Here is a 17580-nt window from a genome sequence, read left to right on the forward strand (position 1 = left end):
ATCGCCCACCAAGCACAACAGACTTCGCGGCCAAAACCCCTCTGCGAGCCTGTTCTCGCTAACTGCGCAACAGGCCCCTTGAGGGGGAGATGCCCGGCAGGGCAGAGAGGGGGGCCTCGCGCCGACTTTTGTCGAGAGCATTCTTCGCGGCGCTTGCGCTAGCAATCGCGAGCCCTCTCTCAGTCCGCGCCGATCCCCTGCCCGCCGGCTTCGTCAGGCTGGCCGACATCGACCCGACCATTCGCCAGGATATCCGCTACGCCGGCGTGGAAAATTTCCTGCACCGCAAAGCCGACGGCTATGACGCGCCGGTCTGCATCCTGACCGCGCAGGCGGCGAAGGCGCTGTCCAGCGTCCAGAAAGCCATGACCGCCAAAGGCCTGACGCTGGTCGTGTTCGACTGCTACCGCCCGGCGCGAGCGGTTGCCGATATGGGCAGGTGGACAAGAGAAGGCGGCCGGCCTGACCCGCAATGGTATCCGACCGCCGAGCGTGGCGATCTCATCGCCAAAGGCTATATCGGCGAGTTCTCCAGCCATTCTCGAGGTTCGACGGTGGACCTTGCCATCGCCGAGCCCGGCAATAACAGCGCGGTTCATCCGGCCTGCGGTGCGCCGGACGGCGACACGCTCGACTTCGGCACCGGTTTCGACTGCTTTGACCCAAAGAGCGAAACCGCCAGCGCCTTGATCGACGCCGAAGCCACCGCAAACCGCAAGACGCTGCTGATCGCAATGCGCGCCGCCGGCTTTCGCAACTATGCGCGCGAATGGTGGCACTTCACCCTGGCCAAAGAGCCTTTCCCAAAACAGCGCTTCGATTTCCCGGTTAACGCCAATTGAGGCGCCCTGGGGTTGTCATCACCCTGACCGCTTCTAATTAGGGCCGGCGGATGAAGCCCTGCGGCCGCTGGCTGAGGAAGTTATTTCCTCAACCGGCCTAAGCTCGGCGAAAAATTGCTTCGAGGAGATGAAAAAGGCAACATTCAATGCATCTAAATTCTATAAACTCGGTAGAGTTCGTGCAGTTCAACGGAGGCCGGAATGACCAAACCTCATTTCAGGAAACTGCTCGGCGCGCTGGTCGCCACGTCTGTCCAGTTCGGCACGCTCGGTTTCGCGTTTGCCGACACGACCATTCTGAATGTGTCCTATGACCCGACACGTGAGCTCTACAAAGCCTATGATGAGGCGTTTGCCGCGCACTGGAAGGCTGAGACCGGCGAAACCGTCACCATCCAGCAGTCGCATGGCGGTTCCGGCGCGCAGGCCCGGGCGGTGATCGACGGCCTCGACGCCGACGTCGTCACGCTGGCCCTCGAAGGCGACATCAACGCCATCGTCTCGAAGACGAAGAAGATCAACCCGGATTGGCGCACGAAGTTCGAGAACAACTCCGCACCCTACACCTCGACCATCATCTTCCTGGTGCGCAAGGGCAATCCCAAGGGCATCCAGGACTGGAGCGATCTGGTGAAGGACGGTGTCCAGGTGATCACGCCGAACCCGAAGACGTCCGGCGGCGCGCGCTGGAACTATCTTGCCGCCTGGGCCTATGCGAACGCCAATGACGGCAATGACGAAGCCAAGACCAAGGAGTTCGTCGGCAAGCTTTATGCGAACGTCCCGGTCCTCGATACCGGCGCGCGCGGCTCGACGGTGACCTTCGCGCAGAAGGGCCTGGGCGACGTGCTGATCGCCTGGGAGAATGAAGCATATCTCGCGCTCGACGAATTCGGCGCCGACAATTTCGACATCGTCTACCCGCCGACCTCGATCCTGGCCGAGCCGCCGGTCGCGGTCGTCGACGCCAATGTCGACGCCAAGGGCACGCGCAAGGTCGCGGAGGCCTATCTGGGCTGGCTCTATTCCAAGGAAGCGCAGACCATCATCGCCAAGAATCACTATCGCCCGGCCAAGCCCGACCTGGTGCCGGCCGAGGACCTTGCCAAGCTGCCGGCAATCAAGCTGGTCACCATCGACGACCCGCAGTTCGGCGGCTGGAAGAAAGCGCAGCCTTACCATTTCGGCGACGGTGGTATATTCGACCAGATCTACAAGCCGGCGCAGTGAGGCCGGACGGCCGGTGAGCCTCGGGCATGCCGGCGGACTGCAACTGCGCAAAGCCATTCTGGTTTGAATAGAAGGGACGATCCAGAACAGCATGACCACAGCACCCGTCAAGGCGGGGTGGCGATTCAAGCAGCCGAGTGTCATTCCGGGTTTCGGACTGACGCTCGGCTTCTCGCTTGCCTACCTCACGCTCATCATCCTCATCCCGCTTTCGGGGCTGGTCTGGCGCTCGGCAGCGCTCGGCTGGGCCGATTTCTGGGCGATCGCCGTCGACCGACGCACCCTCAACGCGCTGAAGATAAGCTTCGGGACCGCCTTTCTGGCGGCTGTCGTTAACGTCGTGTTCGGCACCATCGTCGCCTGGGTGCTGGTCCGCTACCGCTTCCCTGGACGCCGCATCGCCGACGCGATGGTCGACCTGCCCTTCGCCCTGCCAACGGCCGTCGCCGGCATCGCGCTCACCACGCTCTATGCACCGAACGGCTGGATCGGCGAGCTTTTGATGCCGCTCGGCATCAAGGTCGCCTACACGCCGCTCGGCATCGTCGTCGCGCTGGTGTTCATCGGCCTGCCCTTCGTGGTGCGCACCGTCCAGCCGATCATGGAAGAGATCGACAAGGAGGTCGAGGAAGCAGCCGCCACGCTCGGCGCCAGCCGTTTCCAGATCATCACCCGGGTGCTTTTCCCAGGCCTGGCGCCGGCGATCATCACCGGCTTCTCGCTCGCCTTCGCGCGCGGCGTCGGCGAATACGGCTCGGTCATCTTCATCGCCGGCAACCTGCCCTTCAAGTCCGAGATTGCGCCGCTTCTCATCGTGATCAGGCTCGAGGAATACAATTACGAGGCGGCGACTGCGATCGCCGCGATCATGCTGGCGCTGTCCTTCGTGATGCTTTTGGTGGTCAATCTCGTCCAGACATGGAGCCGCAAGCGCTATGGCTGATCCCGAGATCAAATCCTACGAGCCGCATCACGAGAGCCAGTCGGCCGCGGTGACCGAAAGCCGGCCCGTCAAGGCCGTGCTGATGGCCATCGCCTTCGCCTTCCTTGCAGTCTTCCTGCTTTTGCCGCTGATCGTCGTCTTTCATGAGGCGCTTGCCAAAGGCATCGGCGCCTACACGGAAGCCCTTTCCAGCCCCGATACGCGCTCCGCCATCCGTCTGACATTGCTTGTGGCGGCGATCTCGGTGCCGCTCAACGTCGTCTTCGGCATCTCTGCCGCCTGGGCCATCGCCAAGTTCGAATTCAAGGGCAAGGCGTTCCTGACCACGCTGATCGATCTGCCCTTCTCGGTCTCGCCGGTCATTTCCGGCCTGGTCTATGTGCTGCTCTTCGGCGCGCAGGGGCTGCTCGGCGCCTGGTTGAAGGCGCATGGCATCGTCATCCTCTTCGCCGTGCCCGGCATCGTGCTGGCCACCATCTTCGTCACCTTCCCTTTCGTCGCGCGCGAGCTCATCCCGCTGATGCAGGAACAGGGCAATGGCGACGAGGAGGCGGCGCTTTCGCTGGGCGCCAGCGGCTGGCAGGCCTTCTGGTATGTGACGCTGCCCAACGTCAAATGGGGACTGCTCTATGGCGTGCTTCTGTGCAATGCGCGCGCTATGGGCGAGTTCGGCGCGGTCTCGGTGGTTTCGGGCCACATACGCGGCCTCACCAACACCATGCCGCTGCATGTCGAGATCCTTTATAACGAATACAACGCCGTCGGGGCCTTTGCCGTCGCTTCGCTGCTGGCCGGCCTGGCGCTGGTGACGCTGGTCTTGAAAACGCTTTTGGAGATGCGCTACGGCGCCGAGCTTGCCGCGACACGCGGACACTGAACACTACCTGTCGCCCGAGAGTGCCTGGCAGTTTGGGAACACCGACAGCATCAACGAACCGAGGGATTTGCATGGAAGTTCGCGTCGTCAACGTGCGCAAGGAGTTCGAGCGGTTTCCAGCGCTCCACGACGTATCGCTCGACATCAGGTCTGGCGAGCTCATCGCGCTGCTCGGGCCGTCCGGCTCCGGCAAGACGACTCTGCTTCGGCTCATCGCCGGCCTGGAACGGCCGACCAAGGGCGCGATCTTCTTCGGCGACGAGGACGCCTCGCAGAAGTCGATCCAGGAGCGCAATGTCGGCTTCGTCTTCCAGCATTACGCGCTGTTCCGCCACATGACGGTTGCCGACAACATCGGCTTCGGCCTGAAGGTCCGGCACGGCGCCGCAAGGCCGTCGGGGCAGGAAATCCGCCGCCGGGCGCTGGAACTGCTCGATCTCGTCCAGCTGTCGGGACTGGAGAAACGCTACCCCGCTCAGCTTTCAGGCGGCCAGCGCCAGCGCGTCGCGCTCGCCCGCGCCATGGCGATCGAGCCCAAGGTGCTTCTGCTCGACGAACCGTTCGGCGCGCTTGACGCGCAGGTTCGCCGCGAGCTGCGCCGCTGGCTGCGCGAGATCCACGACCGCACCGGCCACACGACCGTCTTCGTCACGCATGACCAGGAAGAAGCGCTGGAGCTCGCCGACCGCGTCGTGGTCATGAGCCAGGGCCGCATCGAGCAGGTCGGCACCGCCGACGATATCTACGACACACCGAACTCGCCCTTCGTCTACTCCTTCATCGGCGAGTCGAGCTCGCTGCCGGTCAAGGTCGAGAACGGCGAGGTGTGGATCGCCGACCGGCCGATCGGGCTCTCGGCGCCGCACGCGCCGTCCGGCGAGGCAGTCCTCCACTTCCGTCCGCATGACGTCGACCTGGTCGACGGCTGCAGCGGCTGCATCGCCGGCACGGTTGCCGCCAGCCGCCGCGTCGCCGGCACCAGGCGCGTCGAGCTCGAGATCGGCGGTGAGCGCCAGCGCGTCGAGATCGAGCTGCCCGTAGACCATCCTGCGGCGCAGAAGAGCCGGGTGGCTTTCAGGCCGCGACGCTGGAAGCTTTTTCCGGCGGCGTGATCGTCGCGTCGAGCGTTATTCCAGCCAGTTCTCGAGCTTCAGCTTACCGATCCGGCTGAACTCGGCCATGTTGGCTGTCACCAGCGTGGAACCTGACGCGCAGGCGTGAGCAGCGATAAAGAGGTCGTTGTGGCCGATGGTCTCGCCCCTGCCTTCCAGTTCGGCGCGCAGCGCGCCATACTCGGTATCCGCCGGCACATCGAGCGGCAGCACCGGAATCTCGGCCAGCAGTTCCTCGACCTTCTTGAGCAACTTGGCCGATCCCTTCCTGGCGCAGCCGTACCGCAGTTCCGAAGCGACGACGATGCTGGTGCACACGGCAGCGTCTCCCTCGCGCGCCATGACGCCGGCGGCTTTGCCGCCTGGGTTTCGGATCATGTCGCTAATGATGTTTGTGTCGAGCATGAACCGCATCAAAAAATGTCCTCCGGTCCGACGGGACTATCCTTGATCTCGGGGAAGTCATCCTCAGGACCCAGCGGGGCTTCCTTCGCCCACTGGGCGAGCAGTGCCGTGAGACCTGATTTACGAATAGGCTCGATAACAAGACGGTCGCCCTCGCGGCTGATCAGGACCTTGTCGCCGGGGAGTTCGAACTCGACTGGAATCCGCACCGCCTGGCTGCGGTTGTTGCGGAACAGCTTTGCCTCTTTCGGCGGCGTCGCTGCATGGCGTTGGCTCATCACGGCATTCCCTTGTATATGCCATATGTATATGCCAAGGCGCCGAAGCGCAATCTTTTTGCCTATGGATATCGCTCCACGATGACTCTTGCTGGAAAGAAATCCTAACAACCGACTGTTCCGGCGGTGACTTTTCTCACCTGACGCCGTCTAGCCGGCGCGCGTGTCTCGCCGCTCAACAGCGCCACGGCTATCATCGGCCATTGCCATATTTTCCTCGGAGTCCGTTTTCATGAAGCGTCTGTTGCTCGGCATCGCGGCTGTTGCCGGTCTCGTCCTCGCGTCCTCCCAAGCCTGGTCGGCCGACAAGCTTTTGAATGCATCCTATGATGTTGGCCGCGAGCTGTTCGCCGACATCAACAAGGCCTTCATCGCCAAGCACCCCGGCGTCGCGATCGACCAATCGCACGCCGGCACCTCGGCCCAGGCGCGCGCGATCGCCGAAGGCCTTGGCGCCGATGTCGTCACCTTCAACCAGGTCACCGATGTCGACTTCCTGGTCAAGAAGGGTCTCGTCTCGGCCGACTGGCAGAAGAATTTCCCGGACAACGCCTCGCCCTTCTATTCGCTGCCGTCCTTCCTGGTGCGCGCCGGCAATCCCAAACATATCAAGGACTGGAACGATCTGGTGCGCGACGACGTGCAGGTGATCTTCCCGAACCCGAAGACATCCGGCAATGCGCGCTACACCTATCTCGCCGCCACCGCCTACGCCAAGGAAGCCTTCAAGGGCGACGACGCCAAGGTGAAGGAGTTCATCACCAAGCTCTTCAACAACGTGCCGATCTTCGACACCGGCGGCCGCGCCGCCACCACCACTTTCGTCCAGCGCGAGATCGGCGACGTGCTGATCACCTTCGAGTCTGAGACGCGCGGCATTCGCAAGGAGTATGGCGACGACAAGTTCGAGCAGGTCACGCCTTCGGTCAGCCTGCTGGCCGAGTTCCCCGTAGCGGTCGTCGACAAGGTCGCCGACGAGCATGGCAGCCGCGATCTCGCCAAGACCTATCTCGACTTCCTCTACACGCCGGAGGGCCAGGAGATCGCCGCCGGGAACGGCTTGCGTGTCCGCGACGCGACGGTCGCCGCCAAGCACAAGGCGGATTTCCCGGATGTCCGGCTGCTGACCGTGGAGGACGTCTTTGGCGGCTGGGACAAGGTGCAGAAAGAGCATTTCGCCGCCGGCGGGCTGCTCGATCAGGCCTACGGCAGCCGCTGAAAAGCTCCGCAATCAGGAAGAGCAGGAAAGCCGGCTGAGCCGGCTTTCTTCATGTAAGCGGGGCTGCATGAGTTCGCGGGGAAATCCCAACCCCAAATGTGAAAAACGTTACGAAGAATCAACGCGTTTGTGCCTAAGCTTTGGTGCGAATTATTGGGCCAGGCGGCGTCAGGCGGTCAAACTGTCATGATTTGCACACAAACAACCGCCAGATGCAGGCGCATTGGGGTTGATGAACTGAATCGGGCATGCTGACCAAAAAAGGCAAATACGGCCTCAAGGCCCTCGTGCATCTTTCCGGCCTGCCGGCTGGCCAGCTTGCATTCGTCAACGACATCGCCGTCGCCAACAACATCCCGAAGAAATTCCTGGATGCGATCCTGGGCGAATTGCGCAATGCCGGTTTCGTCCAGAGCCGCAAGGGCAAGGAAGGCGGTTACCGCCTCGCCCGTCCCGCTTCCGAGATCAAGATCGGCCATGTCGTGCGCGTGCTCGACGGGCCGCTGGCGCCGATCCCTTGCGCCAGCCGCACGCAATACCAGCGCTGCGAGGATTGCGACGAGGCAACGTGCCAGGTCCGCCACATGATGCTGGAAGTGCGCCAGGCGATCGCCGAGGTGCTCGACAACCGCAGCCTCGCCGCCATGCGCGACGCCGACAACGACGATTTCCCGGCCGAGCTCACCTCTCAGATTTGAAGCGACCCGGCCCTGACGGCAGTCCCGTCGGTTGCTTGTCTGCTCTCCACGCAGTAAAGCGGCTGGAGGATGAAACGGGGCTCTGACGCATGAGGCTGCCTTGGCTTGGCAATTCCCGTAAGGCCAGCCGGCAACCATCGTCGAACGACATCTATCATACCGAGATCACTGCCGACGTGCCGGTGCCGGAGCGCGGCGAGTCCGTTCGCTTCTTCAGCCGCAAGGTTGTGCGCCCCGGCAAATTGCGTCGCTTCACCAATCGGGATCCGCGCGAGAGCCTGTTGTCCTGTTTCTATCTCGGCGTCGCGGCGGTGCTGCCGGTCTCCTGGTGGAGCTCGATCTGCAGCTGGGTGTCCAGGCTCAGGCGCAAGCGCCACTTCCGCAAGGAGTTTGCCCGTTACGACGTCGCGGTGAAGGCCGTGCTCGGCAATACCGTCGACACGAAAAGCATGTTCGAGGCGCAACTCGCCGCCGTTCACCGCCGGCGGCTGACGCTTGCGGCGCATCTCGTCGCCGGCTGGCGCTGGTCGCCGGCGATCCGGCTCGAAGGCCTAGAGGCTCTGCAACAAGCCCTGCGCAACGGGCGTGGCGCCATCGTGTGGTGCGACCAGTTCACGGCGCAGACGATCATGGGCAAGCGCGCCCTGCATGAGGCCGGCGTCGATGCCCATCAGGTGAGCGCGCGCTACCACGGCTTCTCGCCGAGCAAGTTCGGCCTGCGCGTGATCAACCCGCCGCTGGTCAGGCTCGAGAACCGGTTCCTGAAAAGCCGGATCGTCTTTGAGCGCACCGACGCCTATCAGGTCACCACGCGTATCCAGAAGGTGCTGAAAGCAAACGGCGTGGTGCTGATGACCAACACCGTCTATGCCGGCTCCGCCTTCACCGAGGCCGCCATGGGCGAGCGCGGCTGGACCCACCTCGCCTCGGCGCCGGCAAACTTCGCCGCGCGCGCCGGCGCTGCGCTGTTTCATATGGCGACCATCGAGACGGCGCCCTTTCGCGAATATAGGGCGATCGTCAAAGAACTGAGCGCGACGCCAGAGGCGCCAGCATCGCCTGCCAACGACACGACAGGGAAGAATCTCGTCGTTCAGGCGGGATTTATCCTGTCGAAGCGCGACCGGATGCTGGAGACACTCAAACTCTGTCCTGAGCAGATGATGGCCTGGTCGAGCGCCGTGCGGCTGACCGAGCAGCCAGCCGAAGCCGCGATCGGCAACGACGAAGCCTGATTACCAACTGATCTAGCGGACGATCTCCTGCAGGATCCCTGCAACACTTCGCGTTCCGTCGACCGTTACCGCCTGTTCGTCCGCGGCAGGCTCTTCCAGTGTGGCGAACTGGCTGTCGACCAGGCTGGCGGGCATGAAATGCCCCTTGCGATCGGCGACCCGTCGCCAGGCGGTCTCCCGATCGATCCTGAGATAGAGGAAGACCATACCGGGGCAGAAGCGGCTCAGCCGGTCACGATAGCTTCGCTTCAGCGCCGAGCACGCCGCCACTGCCTTCCGCCCATCGGCAACCGAGGTCGCGATACGCTCGCCTATGGCGTCGAGCCAGCCGGCGCGCAACGCATCGGTCAGCGGCTCGCCGCGCGCCATGCGCGCCACGTTCTCCGGCGTATGCAGCAGGTCTCCTTCGATGAAGTCGGCGCCTAGCGCCTCGGCGAGCGCCTCGCCGACGGCGGTCTTGCCGCAGCCGGCAACGCCCATGACGACGATGGCGGGCGCCGTCCGAAGATCGTTCATGCCAGGCTCCGGGATCTGCGGTCTTGCGTGCGCCTCGTCCACGGTCAGCGGCTTGCCGGCGCGCGCCCGTAGAGCAGGAGCATGGCGACGATGACGATGCCATAGATGATCTGCCGTCCGGCCTCGGGCATCTGCATGACCGAGAGGATGGATTGCAGGAGCGTGATCAGGATCACGCCGGCCACCGTGCCCAGATAGGAGCCGCGCCCGCCCAGGATCGATGTGCCGCCCAGGACAACCGCCGCGATTGACGGCAGGAGATAGGCATCGCCCATGGACTGCGCCGCCTTGGATGCATAGCCCGCCAGAAGCACGCCGCCAAAGGCCGACAACCCGCCGGAGACGGCGAAGGCGATCATGACGATGCGACGCGTGTCGATGCCGGACAGGTAGGCGGCGCGCTCACGGTTGCCGATGCCGTAAACGGCGCGGCCGAAGCTTGTGCGGGTCAGCGCAAAGACCATCGCGGCGCCGATCAGGACCCAGATGATGACGGCATTGGGAACGCCCGGGATGGTGAAACCGGTTGCCAGGTAGCGCATCGCGGCGGTCGCCGAATCCTGTGGCGAGAAGCCGCCTGTGTAGACCACCATCAGCCCTTGCGCCACGGCATTGGTGGCTAAAGTAATGATCATCGAGGGGATGCGCAGGTAGGCGACACCGATGCCGTTGACGATGCCTATCGCCACGCCGCACAGGACGCCGAAGGGGATGGCGAGAGCAACGCCGACTGACCCGTAGGCCGCGGCCGCGCAGGCCATCATGGCGCCGGCGGCCACGGCCCATGGCACGGAAAGATCGATCTGGCCAAGCAGGATGACCAGCATCATGCCGGTGGCGATGACGCCGAGGAAAGACGCGACCTTCAACTGCTGCAGGAGATATTCCGGCGATAGGAAGTTGCGCGAATAGAGGCTGCCGAGCAGGAGCAGGACCACGATGCAGGCAAAGGCCGTCAGCACTGCCGGGTCGGCGCGCCGGATGAATTTGGGCATGCGGCCGGCGATGCCGCCCATGATGCCGCCATGCGTCGTTTCGCTCACAGGAACCACTCCAGCCGGTTGCGTACCCGAAACAGCGCGAAGGCGCCAAGGCTGACCGCGATCAACAGGATAACGCCCTGGAACAACGGCTGCCAGAGCGGATCGAAATCGAAGACGAACAGGAGGTCGCCGATGGTGCGGAAGGCGAGCGCGCCGAAGATCGCGCCGATGGCGCTGCCCTTGCCGCCGAACAGCGACACGCCGCCGAGCACGACGGCGGCGATCGAAAACAGCGTGTAGGCGTTGCCGCTGGCATAGGCCGCCTCGCCCGTATAGGTGAAGAAGGTCAGGAACAGTCCGCCGATCGCCGCAAGCAGGCCGGCAAGCGTATAAGCCAGCAACTTGCCTCTGCGGATCGGCACCCCGGACATGTAGGCCGCCGTCTCCGACGAGCCCGCGGCATAAGCGGCGCGCCCAAGTTCGGAGCGACTGAACGGCACCCAGACGACAAGCACGATGACGAGCAGCGCCACGAGGCTCGCAGGCACGATGCCGAAGAAACGCCCGGTCAGGAAATCGGCAAGTTCCTCGTTGACCGAACCACCGGGAACGGGGCGCAAAAGCAAGGCCAAGCCGAAATAGACGGCGCCCGTGGCGATGGTGGCGACGATCGGCTGCAGCCGCCCGTAGATGACAATGGCGCCGTTGATCGCCCCGCAGATGAGCCCGGTGCCCAGCACCGCCAGGACGCCGAACGCCGTTTCCAGGCCGGTGCCGACCACCAGCCATGAAGCCATGCAGTTGGTCAGCGTGAAGATCATGCCGACCGACAGATCGATGCCGGCGGTGATCACCACCAATGTCTGCGCCATCGCGACGAAGGCGAGCAGCACGCCCTTGTTGGCGGCCGTCTGCACGACATTGGCGGTGAAGCCGGCCGGATGGTTCGCGCTGTAAATTGCGAACATGACGATGAAGATGCCGAAGGCCAAAAGCGTTCCGCGTTGTTCGGCCAGCCGGTAGCGCCAATCCTTCACGCGCGCTCTCCCTGCCCGATGCGGACGTCATCGCCGTGGATGTTGAGCGCGCTGGCGATAAGCGCATGCTCGGTGAGCCCGGCGCCGACCAGCTCGCGCTTGACCGCGCCGTCATAGAGCACGAGCACGCGGTCGCAGCAGCCGATCAGCTCGTCATAGTCGGTCGAATAGAACAGGATCGCAGCACCCGCATCGGCGAGCTTGCGCATAAGCTGGTAGAGCTCCTGCTTGGTGCCGACATCTATGCCGCGCGTCGGATCGTTGAGCAGGATGATGCGCGGCTGCCGCATCAGCCATTTGGCGATCACCACCTTCTGCTGGTTGCCGCCCGAAAGCGCGCCGACGGGAATGTCCAGGCCCGCCGTCTTGATCGCCAGCAGCCCGACCATGTCGTCGATCAGGCGCTGCTCGGCGGCGCGGTCGATGATGCCCGCTTTCGACAACCTGTCGAGCGCCGCGAAGGACAGGTTCTCGCGCACCGTCATCGGCAGCATCAGTCCTTCGGTCTTGCGATCCTCGGGGATCAGCGCCATGCCGATGCGGCCATGGCTGGCCGCGGTCGGACTGGCGATCGAAACCGGCTTGCCGTCGATCAGCACCTCGCCGCGCAGGCCGCGCAGCACGCCGAAGAAGGCAAGCAGCAATTCACGCTGACCCTGCCCGTCGAGACCGCCCAAGCCCACGACCTCCCCTGCCCTGACACTCAGCGATATATTGTCCAGCCGGTCGGCCCAGGAGAGATTGCGCGCTTCGAGCACCGTCGCAGCGGCCGGGGCGGAAGCGGGTTTCGGCGGGAAGATATGGCTGTATTCGCGGCCGATCATCAGCTCGACCACCTCGTTGTCGCTCTTCGAGCCGGCCGGGTAGCTGGCGACGTTGCGGCCGTTGCGGAACACCGTGCAATGGTCGGCGAGTTCCGCGATCTCGTTCATGCGGTGCGAGATGTAGAGCAGCGCCAGCCCTTCCGAGCGCAGCCGTTTCAACACCTCGAAGACCTTGGCGACGTCCGCCGCCGTCAGCGCCGAGGTCGCCTCGTCGAGGATCAGGATGCGCGGTTTCCGGGCCAGCGCCTTGGCGATCTCCACCATCTGCCGGCGCGACAGCGGCAGGTCCTTGACCAGCGCGCGGGGATGAATGTCGGAAGCGCCAGCGCGTGCCAGCGCCTCCTCAGCGATCTTCCGCTGCGCCTTGCGGTCGATCATGCCGAAACGCTTGGGTGGATTGGAAATGACGATGTTGTCGGCGACGCTGAGCTCCGGAATCAGCGACAGCTCCTGGAAAATGCAGACGATGCCGGCCTGGTTGGCGGCGGCAGGCGAAGCGAAGGTGACCTCGCTTCCGTCCAGCGTCATGCGCCCTTCATCCGGCGCCACAACGCCCGCCATGACCTTGATCAGCGTCGATTTGCCGGCGCCGTTCTCGCCGAGGATGGCGTGGATGCTGCCGGCGGTGACCGTCAGTTCGGCCTTCTCCAAGGCCCGAACGCCGCCATAGCGCTTGGATATGCCTTCCATGCGGAAGAGCGGAGCCGTGCCGTCCATCAGCCCTCCCGGCCGGTTTTGATTGGGGAGACAGTGCCGCGGGCTCTCCGCGGCACTGTCCAGTCAGACTATTTGTTTTCCTTGGTCTGGCCCATGATTTCCTGCGCGGTGAAATTGATGCCGCAGGTCGGAAAGGAATTGCCGACGAAGAAATTGTCGGACTGGTCGGGGAAGAAATCCTGACCCGCCTTGAAGTTCGGATCCTCGACGATGGCCAAAGGCAGCTTGACCGATTGCGGCACGACATTGCCTTCGAGCGCGGCAATCGCCGTCTTGATGGCAACCGCCACCTGGGCCGGACCGGTACCGGCGGACGAGCATTTCAGCCCGTCGGCCGCATGCGCGGCGCAGAATTTGCGGAAGCCGTTTTCCGTCTCGCCGCCGAACGGCACGAACGGATGCTTGGCGTCGATCATCGCCTGCACGATGCCGGTGTCGCCGCCCTGCCCGGTGATGCCGTCGAACGGGCCGCTGGTGGCGATCGCGTCGGCCGTGGCCTTTTGCGCCACGCCGTCATCCCACTTGCCGACCACCTCGGTGACGGCCCACTTCTTGCCGGAACCATCGAGTACCTCGTGGATGCCATTGTGGCGGTCGGTGTCGACCGAAGTACCGGCAACGCCGCGCACCTCGAGCACCTTGCCGCCGTTCGGCACATGCGCGACCAGCCACTTGCCCCAGAGCTCGCCGAGGCCCTTCTGATCGACATTGACGTTGATCGCGTCCTTGGTGTCGAGGATGTTGTCGAACGCGACAAGCACGACACCGGCTTCCTTGGCGCGCTTGATGACCGGCCCGAATGCGGTCGGGTTCTGCGCGTTGACGACGATGGCGTCAAAGCCGGAGTCGATGAAGTTGTTGATCGCCGAGATCTGCGCCGGCACATCTTCGCCGGTCGACACGACCTTGAATTCCTTGAGCTTCTTGGCGACATCCGGCTGCGCCGCATAGGCCTTGGCCGTCTGGATCATCTGGATGCGCCAGGTGTTGGCGATGTAGCCGTTGGCAAGGGCGATGCGGTATGGACCGTCCTTCTTCGGATACTTGAAAAACTGCGTGTCGGCCGACCACGGCGCGAAGCAGTCCGGCTCGGCCGCGGGCCCCTTGACGACCTCGGGTCCGGCGATCGCCGACGAACTCAGCATGACAAATGCGGTGGCGGCAATGACGCCGCCAACGAGTGACTTGATCATCGATATTCCTCCCAGTTGCAGTTCCGCTTGTTATGAATCTTTGGCGATACGGTCGGCAACCCTCCGGCCAACCAGACACCCACACAGGACGGCCGCGCCGCCCTGATCCTCCTCGTCCCCCTCAGCTCTCTGGCAATTTAGAAAACTATCATATTATACATAATAAACAAGTACGAGCTGTTGCTTATGTATAATAAACAGCCTTCCCGCCTCGCCGAGCCTTTACCGGCATGCAAATGGTAGCGCTACCATCTCAGGCTGTAAAGCATCATCTTAAGGAACCAACAGTACCGCGTCAGCGCGCGGTGCTCTCGCGCCGCATCAGCTCGAAACCGAGATCGACGATCCGCTGTTCCGGCCGGTTTCCGGCGATCGCCGACAGCGCCATGGCGACGGCACGGGTGCCGATTTCATAGCGATGCGTGCGCACGCTTGTGATTGAAGGAAACGACACCTGCATCATGTCGAGATCGTTGAAACCGACAATGCCGATCTGCTTCGGCACGTCGATCGATGCGCGATGGCATTCGAACAGAACGCCAAGCGCGATATCGTCATTGTTGCAGAACACGCCGTCCAGCGTCGGCATCTTGGCCAGCGCGTCGCGGAACAACTCGCGCCCGAGCGTCACGCTTGACGGCACCGGCGTTGTGGTGACCAGCCGCGCGTCGAACAGGCCCGCGGCCTCCATCGCGGCGCGGTAGCCGGCAAGGCGCCGCTGCGAACGCGGATCCATCCGCGCGCCGATGAAGCCGATCTTGCGGTATCCGGCTTGCAGCAGGTGTTCGGCGGCAGTCCTGCCGCCGTCGAGATGCGAGAAGCCGACCATCATGTCGACCGGGTCCGGCCCGGTCTCCATCACTTGCACCACCGGGCAGCCGGCATTCTCCAGCAGTCGTCGCGCGCTGGGCGTCTGGTCTATGCCGGCCACGATCAGCGCCGCCGGGCGTTGCGATCCGAAGACCTGCAGCAGCCGCTCTTCCTCCAGGCCTGAATAATGGGTGTTGCCGATCTGGATGCGGAACGGACTGTCGGAAAGGCTGTCATAGATGCCGCGCACCACCTCGGCGAAGACGTTGTTGGTCAGCGAAGGCACTAGCACGCCGAACACCTCGGCGCGCGCCGAGGCAAGCGCGCGGGCGTTCGGGTCGGGCACGTAGCCGAGCTCGTCGACCGCGGCCTGTATCTGCCGTCGAAGCTCTTCCGACACCCGCCCGGGCTCACGCAAGGCCCGCGACACGGTGATCGCGCCGACACCGGCCTTGCGCGCCACGTCGGCAATGGTCGGACGGCCGCCGCCACGGCGGGAGCGCGGCTTGGTCAAGGGCGAGCCTCGTGCGTCAAATCCCGCCTGCTGCGCGCTTGCAATGCCATTGACCCTGGAGTCGCCATCTAGCAGGCCTGTACCACGTTCCCTGCCCTTGGCGTCGCGCGGCCGCGATTTGTTGTCAAGCTGAGGGCATTTCAGGAGAAGCGCCGGCGCGAGCCGTCAGGCCATGACGACGCCGCTGCGCCTTGCCCTCCAGAACACCACGACCATCATCAGGATGTTGAGCAGGTTCCACCCAATTCCGTTGAGGAACGCGGCCGCGTAAGATCCGGTGAGATCGTAGATCCAGCCCGACATCCAGCCGCCGATAGCCATGCCGAAAATCGTCGCCATGATGACGACGCCGACGCGCTGGCCGGCCTCCTTGGCGGGCATGTATTCGCGCACGATGATCGCATAGCAGGGCACGATGCCGCCTTGCGACAGGCCGAACACCAGCGAGACGACATAGAGCGAGGCAAGACCGTCGAAGGGAATGTAGAAGAACAGCGACAGGCACTGCAGCACCGAACCGATCAGCAAGGTCTTCACCCCGCCGATACGGTCGGCGACGAAGCCGGAAACAAGGCGGCTGACGACGCCAGCGGCCATCATGATCGACAGCATATCGGCGCCGTGGGCGACACCATAGCCGAGGTCCATGCAATAGGCGACGATATGCACCTGCGGCATCGACATCGCCACGCAACAGCCAAGACCGGCTATGACGAGCAGCGCCTGAAGGGCGGCCGGCGACAATGAAATCGGCTGGACCGGGCGTGCGCCTGGCGAGCCTGCGACGGCCACCGGGGCGCGACGTCGCAGCATTACGACCAGCGGCGCCATAGTCACCAGGCAAGCGATGCCGATGGCCACATAGGTGAAGCGCCAACCCTCAGCCTTCATCAGCGGCGGTATGATTGCTGGCCAGACCGTTCCGGCGAGATAGCTGCCGGCCGCGGCCGTAGCCACGGCAACGCCGCGCCGGCGGTTGAACCAGTGCGAGATGTCGGCGATCAGCGGTCCGAAAATCGCCGATGTCCCCACCCCGATGAGCAAGCCTTGGGCGAGCGTGAATTGCAGAATCGAAGTGGAGAGCGACGCCAGCGCGAAGCCGGCAACCAGGGCCATCGAGGAAACCAGCGCCGGGATCCAGTAACCGACGCGGTCGATGGCGCGGCCGACCAGCACATTGCCGGCGGCGAATCCCACCATGGTAACGGTGTAAGGCATCGAGGCGGCGGCACGATCGACGCCGAACTCGGCCTGCACGGCGGGCAGGACCACGACTACGGCCCACATGCCGACGCCGCCGATCGTCGCCAGCAGCAAGGAGATCCCGAGCCGCGTCCATGCATAGAAGCTATCGATGCCGGCGCTGTTTGCCGCGTTTCCTGGAACTGTCGTCACGGGGTTTCCTGTCCACGATTTCTTCGAGATCGCGCGTTTGAGCGCACTATCGGCCCATTTCCTGAGCCGAGCAGCGCCACGACCGGCAAATCCGTGGCTCCAGAACCGGGAACCCGCCTCACCTCATGGGGTTTCTCTGAAGGAAGGAGTTTGTCATGACCGCCAAGAAGAAATGGTCGGCCGACGTGACCGAACACAGCGACGCCCTCGATCTCGAGGAGCACGTCTTCGAATCCGATGACGCGAAGAAGATCGCCGCATCGCTCAAGCGCTCGGCCGAGCACAGCCACCGCCGCAAGGCAGAGCCGTTCCAATCCGCCATGTCGATGTTGAATTTCTACATCAACCGGGCCGGCAAGAATCTGCCTGACGAGCGCAAGAAGGTGCTGGAAAAAGCGAAGGACGAGTTGCGTGTCGCCTTCGGTCGCGAAAAGCAGGATTGAGGGTTGCTGAGAGCTGGCCAGCACCAGTTCCTCAACACAGGGATTTGGATGCAGGCTTGTCGGGCAAGGCTATCAACGTCCGTTTGGGGTAGCCAGCGCAAACGGTGGCGATGAGCTGAAGACGCCAACCTCGTCATTCTAGGGCGGAGCTACGCGAAGCGGAGCGTAGACCCGAGAATCCTGTGTGTTGGTTCTGGTGTATGGTTGAAGTGGGAAGGAGACCGAATGAATCCCTGGTCGTCCTTTCGGACAGGCCGTGGCATGGCTCGGTCCCTTCCCACCGGTGAACCATCAACCTGAACAGTTGCA

Annotated in this window: 18 protein-coding genes; 9 read left to right on the forward strand and 9 right to left on the reverse strand. The window is 63.7% G+C overall.

The features are described from left to right. The first annotated feature begins 89 nt into the window (after positions 1-89). From LB552_RS29405 to LB552_RS29425, 5 genes are all read left to right on the forward strand, one after another. Positions 90-842, forward strand: a complete 753-nt coding sequence (locus LB552_RS29405; protein ID WP_224611688.1) for a M15 family metallopeptidase — start codon at positions 90-92, stop codon at positions 840-842. A gap of 201 nt (positions 843-1043) precedes the next feature. Continuing rightward, the gene (locus tag LB552_RS29410; protein ID WP_224611689.1) at positions 1044-2072 is read left to right on the forward strand and encodes a sulfate ABC transporter substrate-binding protein; all 1029 of its coding nucleotides are present in this window, start codon (positions 1044-1046) and stop codon (positions 2070-2072) included. 91 nt (positions 2073-2163) lie between these two features. Next, positions 2164-3015, forward strand: a complete 852-nt coding sequence (cysT, locus tag LB552_RS29415; protein ID WP_224611690.1) for a sulfate ABC transporter permease subunit CysT — start codon at positions 2164-2166, stop codon at positions 3013-3015. Continuing rightward, positions 3008-3892, forward strand: coding sequence for a sulfate ABC transporter permease subunit CysW (gene cysW / locus LB552_RS29420; protein WP_224544882.1), 885 nt, complete (start codon positions 3008-3010; stop codon positions 3890-3892). The genes cysT and cysW overlap by 8 nt, the downstream gene beginning before the upstream one ends. 71 nt (positions 3893-3963) lie before the next feature. Next, complete coding sequence (locus LB552_RS29425) at positions 3964-5004, forward strand: sulfate/molybdate ABC transporter ATP-binding protein (RefSeq protein ID WP_140699331.1); 1041 nt, start codon at positions 3964-3966, stop codon at positions 5002-5004. A gap of 15 nt (positions 5005-5019) precedes the next feature. Here the strand turns inward: LB552_RS29425 and LB552_RS29430 are convergent, their stop codons facing one another. Together LB552_RS29430 and LB552_RS29435 are read right to left on the reverse strand one after the other, a co-directional pair. Continuing rightward, a complete protein-coding gene (locus tag LB552_RS29430; RefSeq protein WP_411966417.1) occupies positions 5020-5418 on the reverse strand; it encodes a type II toxin-antitoxin system VapC family toxin in 399 nt (132 codons plus the stop codon). Then, positions 5418-5687, reverse strand: a complete 270-nt coding sequence (locus LB552_RS29435) for an antitoxin (protein ID WP_224611693.1) — start codon at positions 5685-5687, stop codon at positions 5418-5420. Before LB552_RS29435 ends, LB552_RS29430 begins: the two co-directional genes overlap by 1 nt. A 232-nt stretch (positions 5688-5919) precedes the next feature. On the opposite strand from LB552_RS29435, the gene LB552_RS29440 reads away from it, so the two are divergent. From LB552_RS29440 to LB552_RS29450, 3 genes are all read left to right on the forward strand, one after another. Next, positions 5920-6906, forward strand: coding sequence for a sulfate ABC transporter substrate-binding protein (locus LB552_RS29440; RefSeq protein WP_140839566.1), 987 nt, complete (start codon positions 5920-5922; stop codon positions 6904-6906). Positions 6907-7154: 248 nt separating this feature from the next. Then, positions 7155-7604, forward strand: a complete 450-nt coding sequence (locus tag LB552_RS29445) for an RrF2 family transcriptional regulator (protein WP_040984137.1) — start codon at positions 7155-7157, stop codon at positions 7602-7604. A gap of 89 nt (positions 7605-7693) precedes the next feature. Then, positions 7694-8839 carry a hypothetical protein gene (locus LB552_RS29450; protein ID WP_224611695.1) on the forward strand — a complete coding sequence of 382 codons (1146 nt, stop codon included), beginning with the start codon at positions 7694-7696 and terminating at the stop codon, positions 8837-8839. 12 nt (positions 8840-8851) lie between these two features. Here the strand turns inward: LB552_RS29450 and LB552_RS29455 are convergent, their stop codons facing one another. From LB552_RS29455 to LB552_RS29485, 7 genes are all read right to left on the reverse strand, one after another. Continuing rightward, positions 8852-9355: a gluconokinase gene (locus LB552_RS29455; RefSeq protein ID WP_224611697.1), complete on the reverse strand. Its 504-nt coding sequence runs from the start codon at positions 9353-9355 to the stop codon at positions 8852-8854. A 44-nt stretch (positions 9356-9399) separates the two neighbouring features. Then, positions 9400-10371, reverse strand: coding sequence for an ABC transporter permease (locus tag LB552_RS29460; RefSeq protein WP_263481849.1), 972 nt, complete (start codon positions 10369-10371; stop codon positions 9400-9402). 23 nt (positions 10372-10394) lie between these two features. After that, complete coding sequence (locus LB552_RS29465) at positions 10395-11375, reverse strand: ABC transporter permease (protein WP_224611701.1); 981 nt, start codon at positions 11373-11375, stop codon at positions 10395-10397. Next, the gene (locus LB552_RS29470; RefSeq protein ID WP_140839557.1) at positions 11372-12916 is read right to left on the reverse strand and encodes a sugar ABC transporter ATP-binding protein; all 1545 of its coding nucleotides are present in this window, start codon (positions 12914-12916) and stop codon (positions 11372-11374) included. Before LB552_RS29470 ends, LB552_RS29465 begins: the two co-directional genes overlap by 4 nt. Before the next feature lie 68 nt (positions 12917-12984). After that, positions 12985-14109 (reverse strand): sugar ABC transporter substrate-binding protein, encoded by a 1125-nt coding sequence (locus LB552_RS29475; protein ID WP_224531863.1) that lies wholly within the window; start codon positions 14107-14109, stop codon positions 12985-12987. 295 nt (positions 14110-14404) lie between these two features. Beyond that, positions 14405-15433 (reverse strand): LacI family DNA-binding transcriptional regulator, encoded by a 1029-nt coding sequence (locus tag LB552_RS29480; protein WP_224611703.1) that lies wholly within the window; start codon positions 15431-15433, stop codon positions 14405-14407. A 165-nt stretch (positions 15434-15598) separates the two neighbouring features. Next, positions 15599-16828, reverse strand: coding sequence for an MFS transporter (locus LB552_RS29485; RefSeq protein ID WP_224611705.1), 1230 nt, complete (start codon positions 16826-16828; stop codon positions 15599-15601). A 155-nt stretch (positions 16829-16983) separates the two neighbouring features. On the opposite strand from LB552_RS29485, the gene LB552_RS29490 reads away from it, so the two are divergent. After that, positions 16984-17271 (forward strand): DUF3175 domain-containing protein, encoded by a 288-nt coding sequence (locus LB552_RS29490; RefSeq protein WP_140544432.1) that lies wholly within the window; start codon positions 16984-16986, stop codon positions 17269-17271. The last annotated feature ends 309 nt before the right edge of the window (positions 17272-17580 follow it).

It is taken from the genome of Mesorhizobium sp. CA7, from assembly GCF_020165015.1.
Classification (GTDB): Bacteria; Pseudomonadota; Alphaproteobacteria; order Rhizobiales; family Rhizobiaceae; genus Mesorhizobium.

Coding starts and splice junctions, on each gene's coding strand:
- LB552_RS29405 (WP_224611688.1), top strand. CDS start 90: ATGCCCGGCAGGGCAGAGAGGGGGGCCTCGCGCCGACTTTTGTCGAGA.
- LB552_RS29410 (WP_224611689.1), top strand. CDS start 1,044: ATGACCAAACCTCATTTCAGGAAACTGCTCGGCGCGCTGGTCGCCACG.
- cysT (WP_224611690.1), top strand. CDS start 2,164: ATGACCACAGCACCCGTCAAGGCGGGGTGGCGATTCAAGCAGCCGAGT.
- cysW (WP_224544882.1), top strand. CDS start 3,008: ATGGCTGATCCCGAGATCAAATCCTACGAGCCGCATCACGAGAGCCAG.
- LB552_RS29425 (WP_140699331.1), top strand. CDS start 3,964: ATGGAAGTTCGCGTCGTCAACGTGCGCAAGGAGTTCGAGCGGTTTCCA.
- LB552_RS29430 (WP_411966417.1), bottom strand. CDS start 5,418: ATGCGGTTCATGCTCGACACAAACATCATTAGCGACATGATCCGAAAC.
- LB552_RS29435 (WP_224611693.1), bottom strand. CDS start 5,687: ATGAGCCAACGCCATGCAGCGACGCCGCCGAAAGAGGCAAAGCTGTTC.
- LB552_RS29440 (WP_140839566.1), top strand. CDS start 5,920: ATGAAGCGTCTGTTGCTCGGCATCGCGGCTGTTGCCGGTCTCGTCCTC.
- LB552_RS29445 (WP_040984137.1), top strand. CDS start 7,155: ATGCTGACCAAAAAAGGCAAATACGGCCTCAAGGCCCTCGTGCATCTT.
- LB552_RS29450 (WP_224611695.1), top strand. CDS start 7,694: ATGAGGCTGCCTTGGCTTGGCAATTCCCGTAAGGCCAGCCGGCAACCA.
- LB552_RS29455 (WP_224611697.1), bottom strand. CDS start 9,355: ATGAACGATCTTCGGACGGCGCCCGCCATCGTCGTCATGGGCGTTGCC.
- LB552_RS29460 (WP_263481849.1), bottom strand. CDS start 10,371: ATGGGCGGCATCGCCGGCCGCATGCCCAAATTCATCCGGCGCGCCGAC.
- LB552_RS29470 (WP_140839557.1), bottom strand. CDS start 12,916: ATGGACGGCACGGCTCCGCTCTTCCGCATGGAAGGCATATCCAAGCGC.
- LB552_RS29475 (WP_224531863.1), bottom strand. CDS start 14,109: ATGATCAAGTCACTCGTTGGCGGCGTCATTGCCGCCACCGCATTTGTC.
- LB552_RS29490 (WP_140544432.1), top strand. CDS start 16,984: ATGACCGCCAAGAAGAAATGGTCGGCCGACGTGACCGAACACAGCGAC.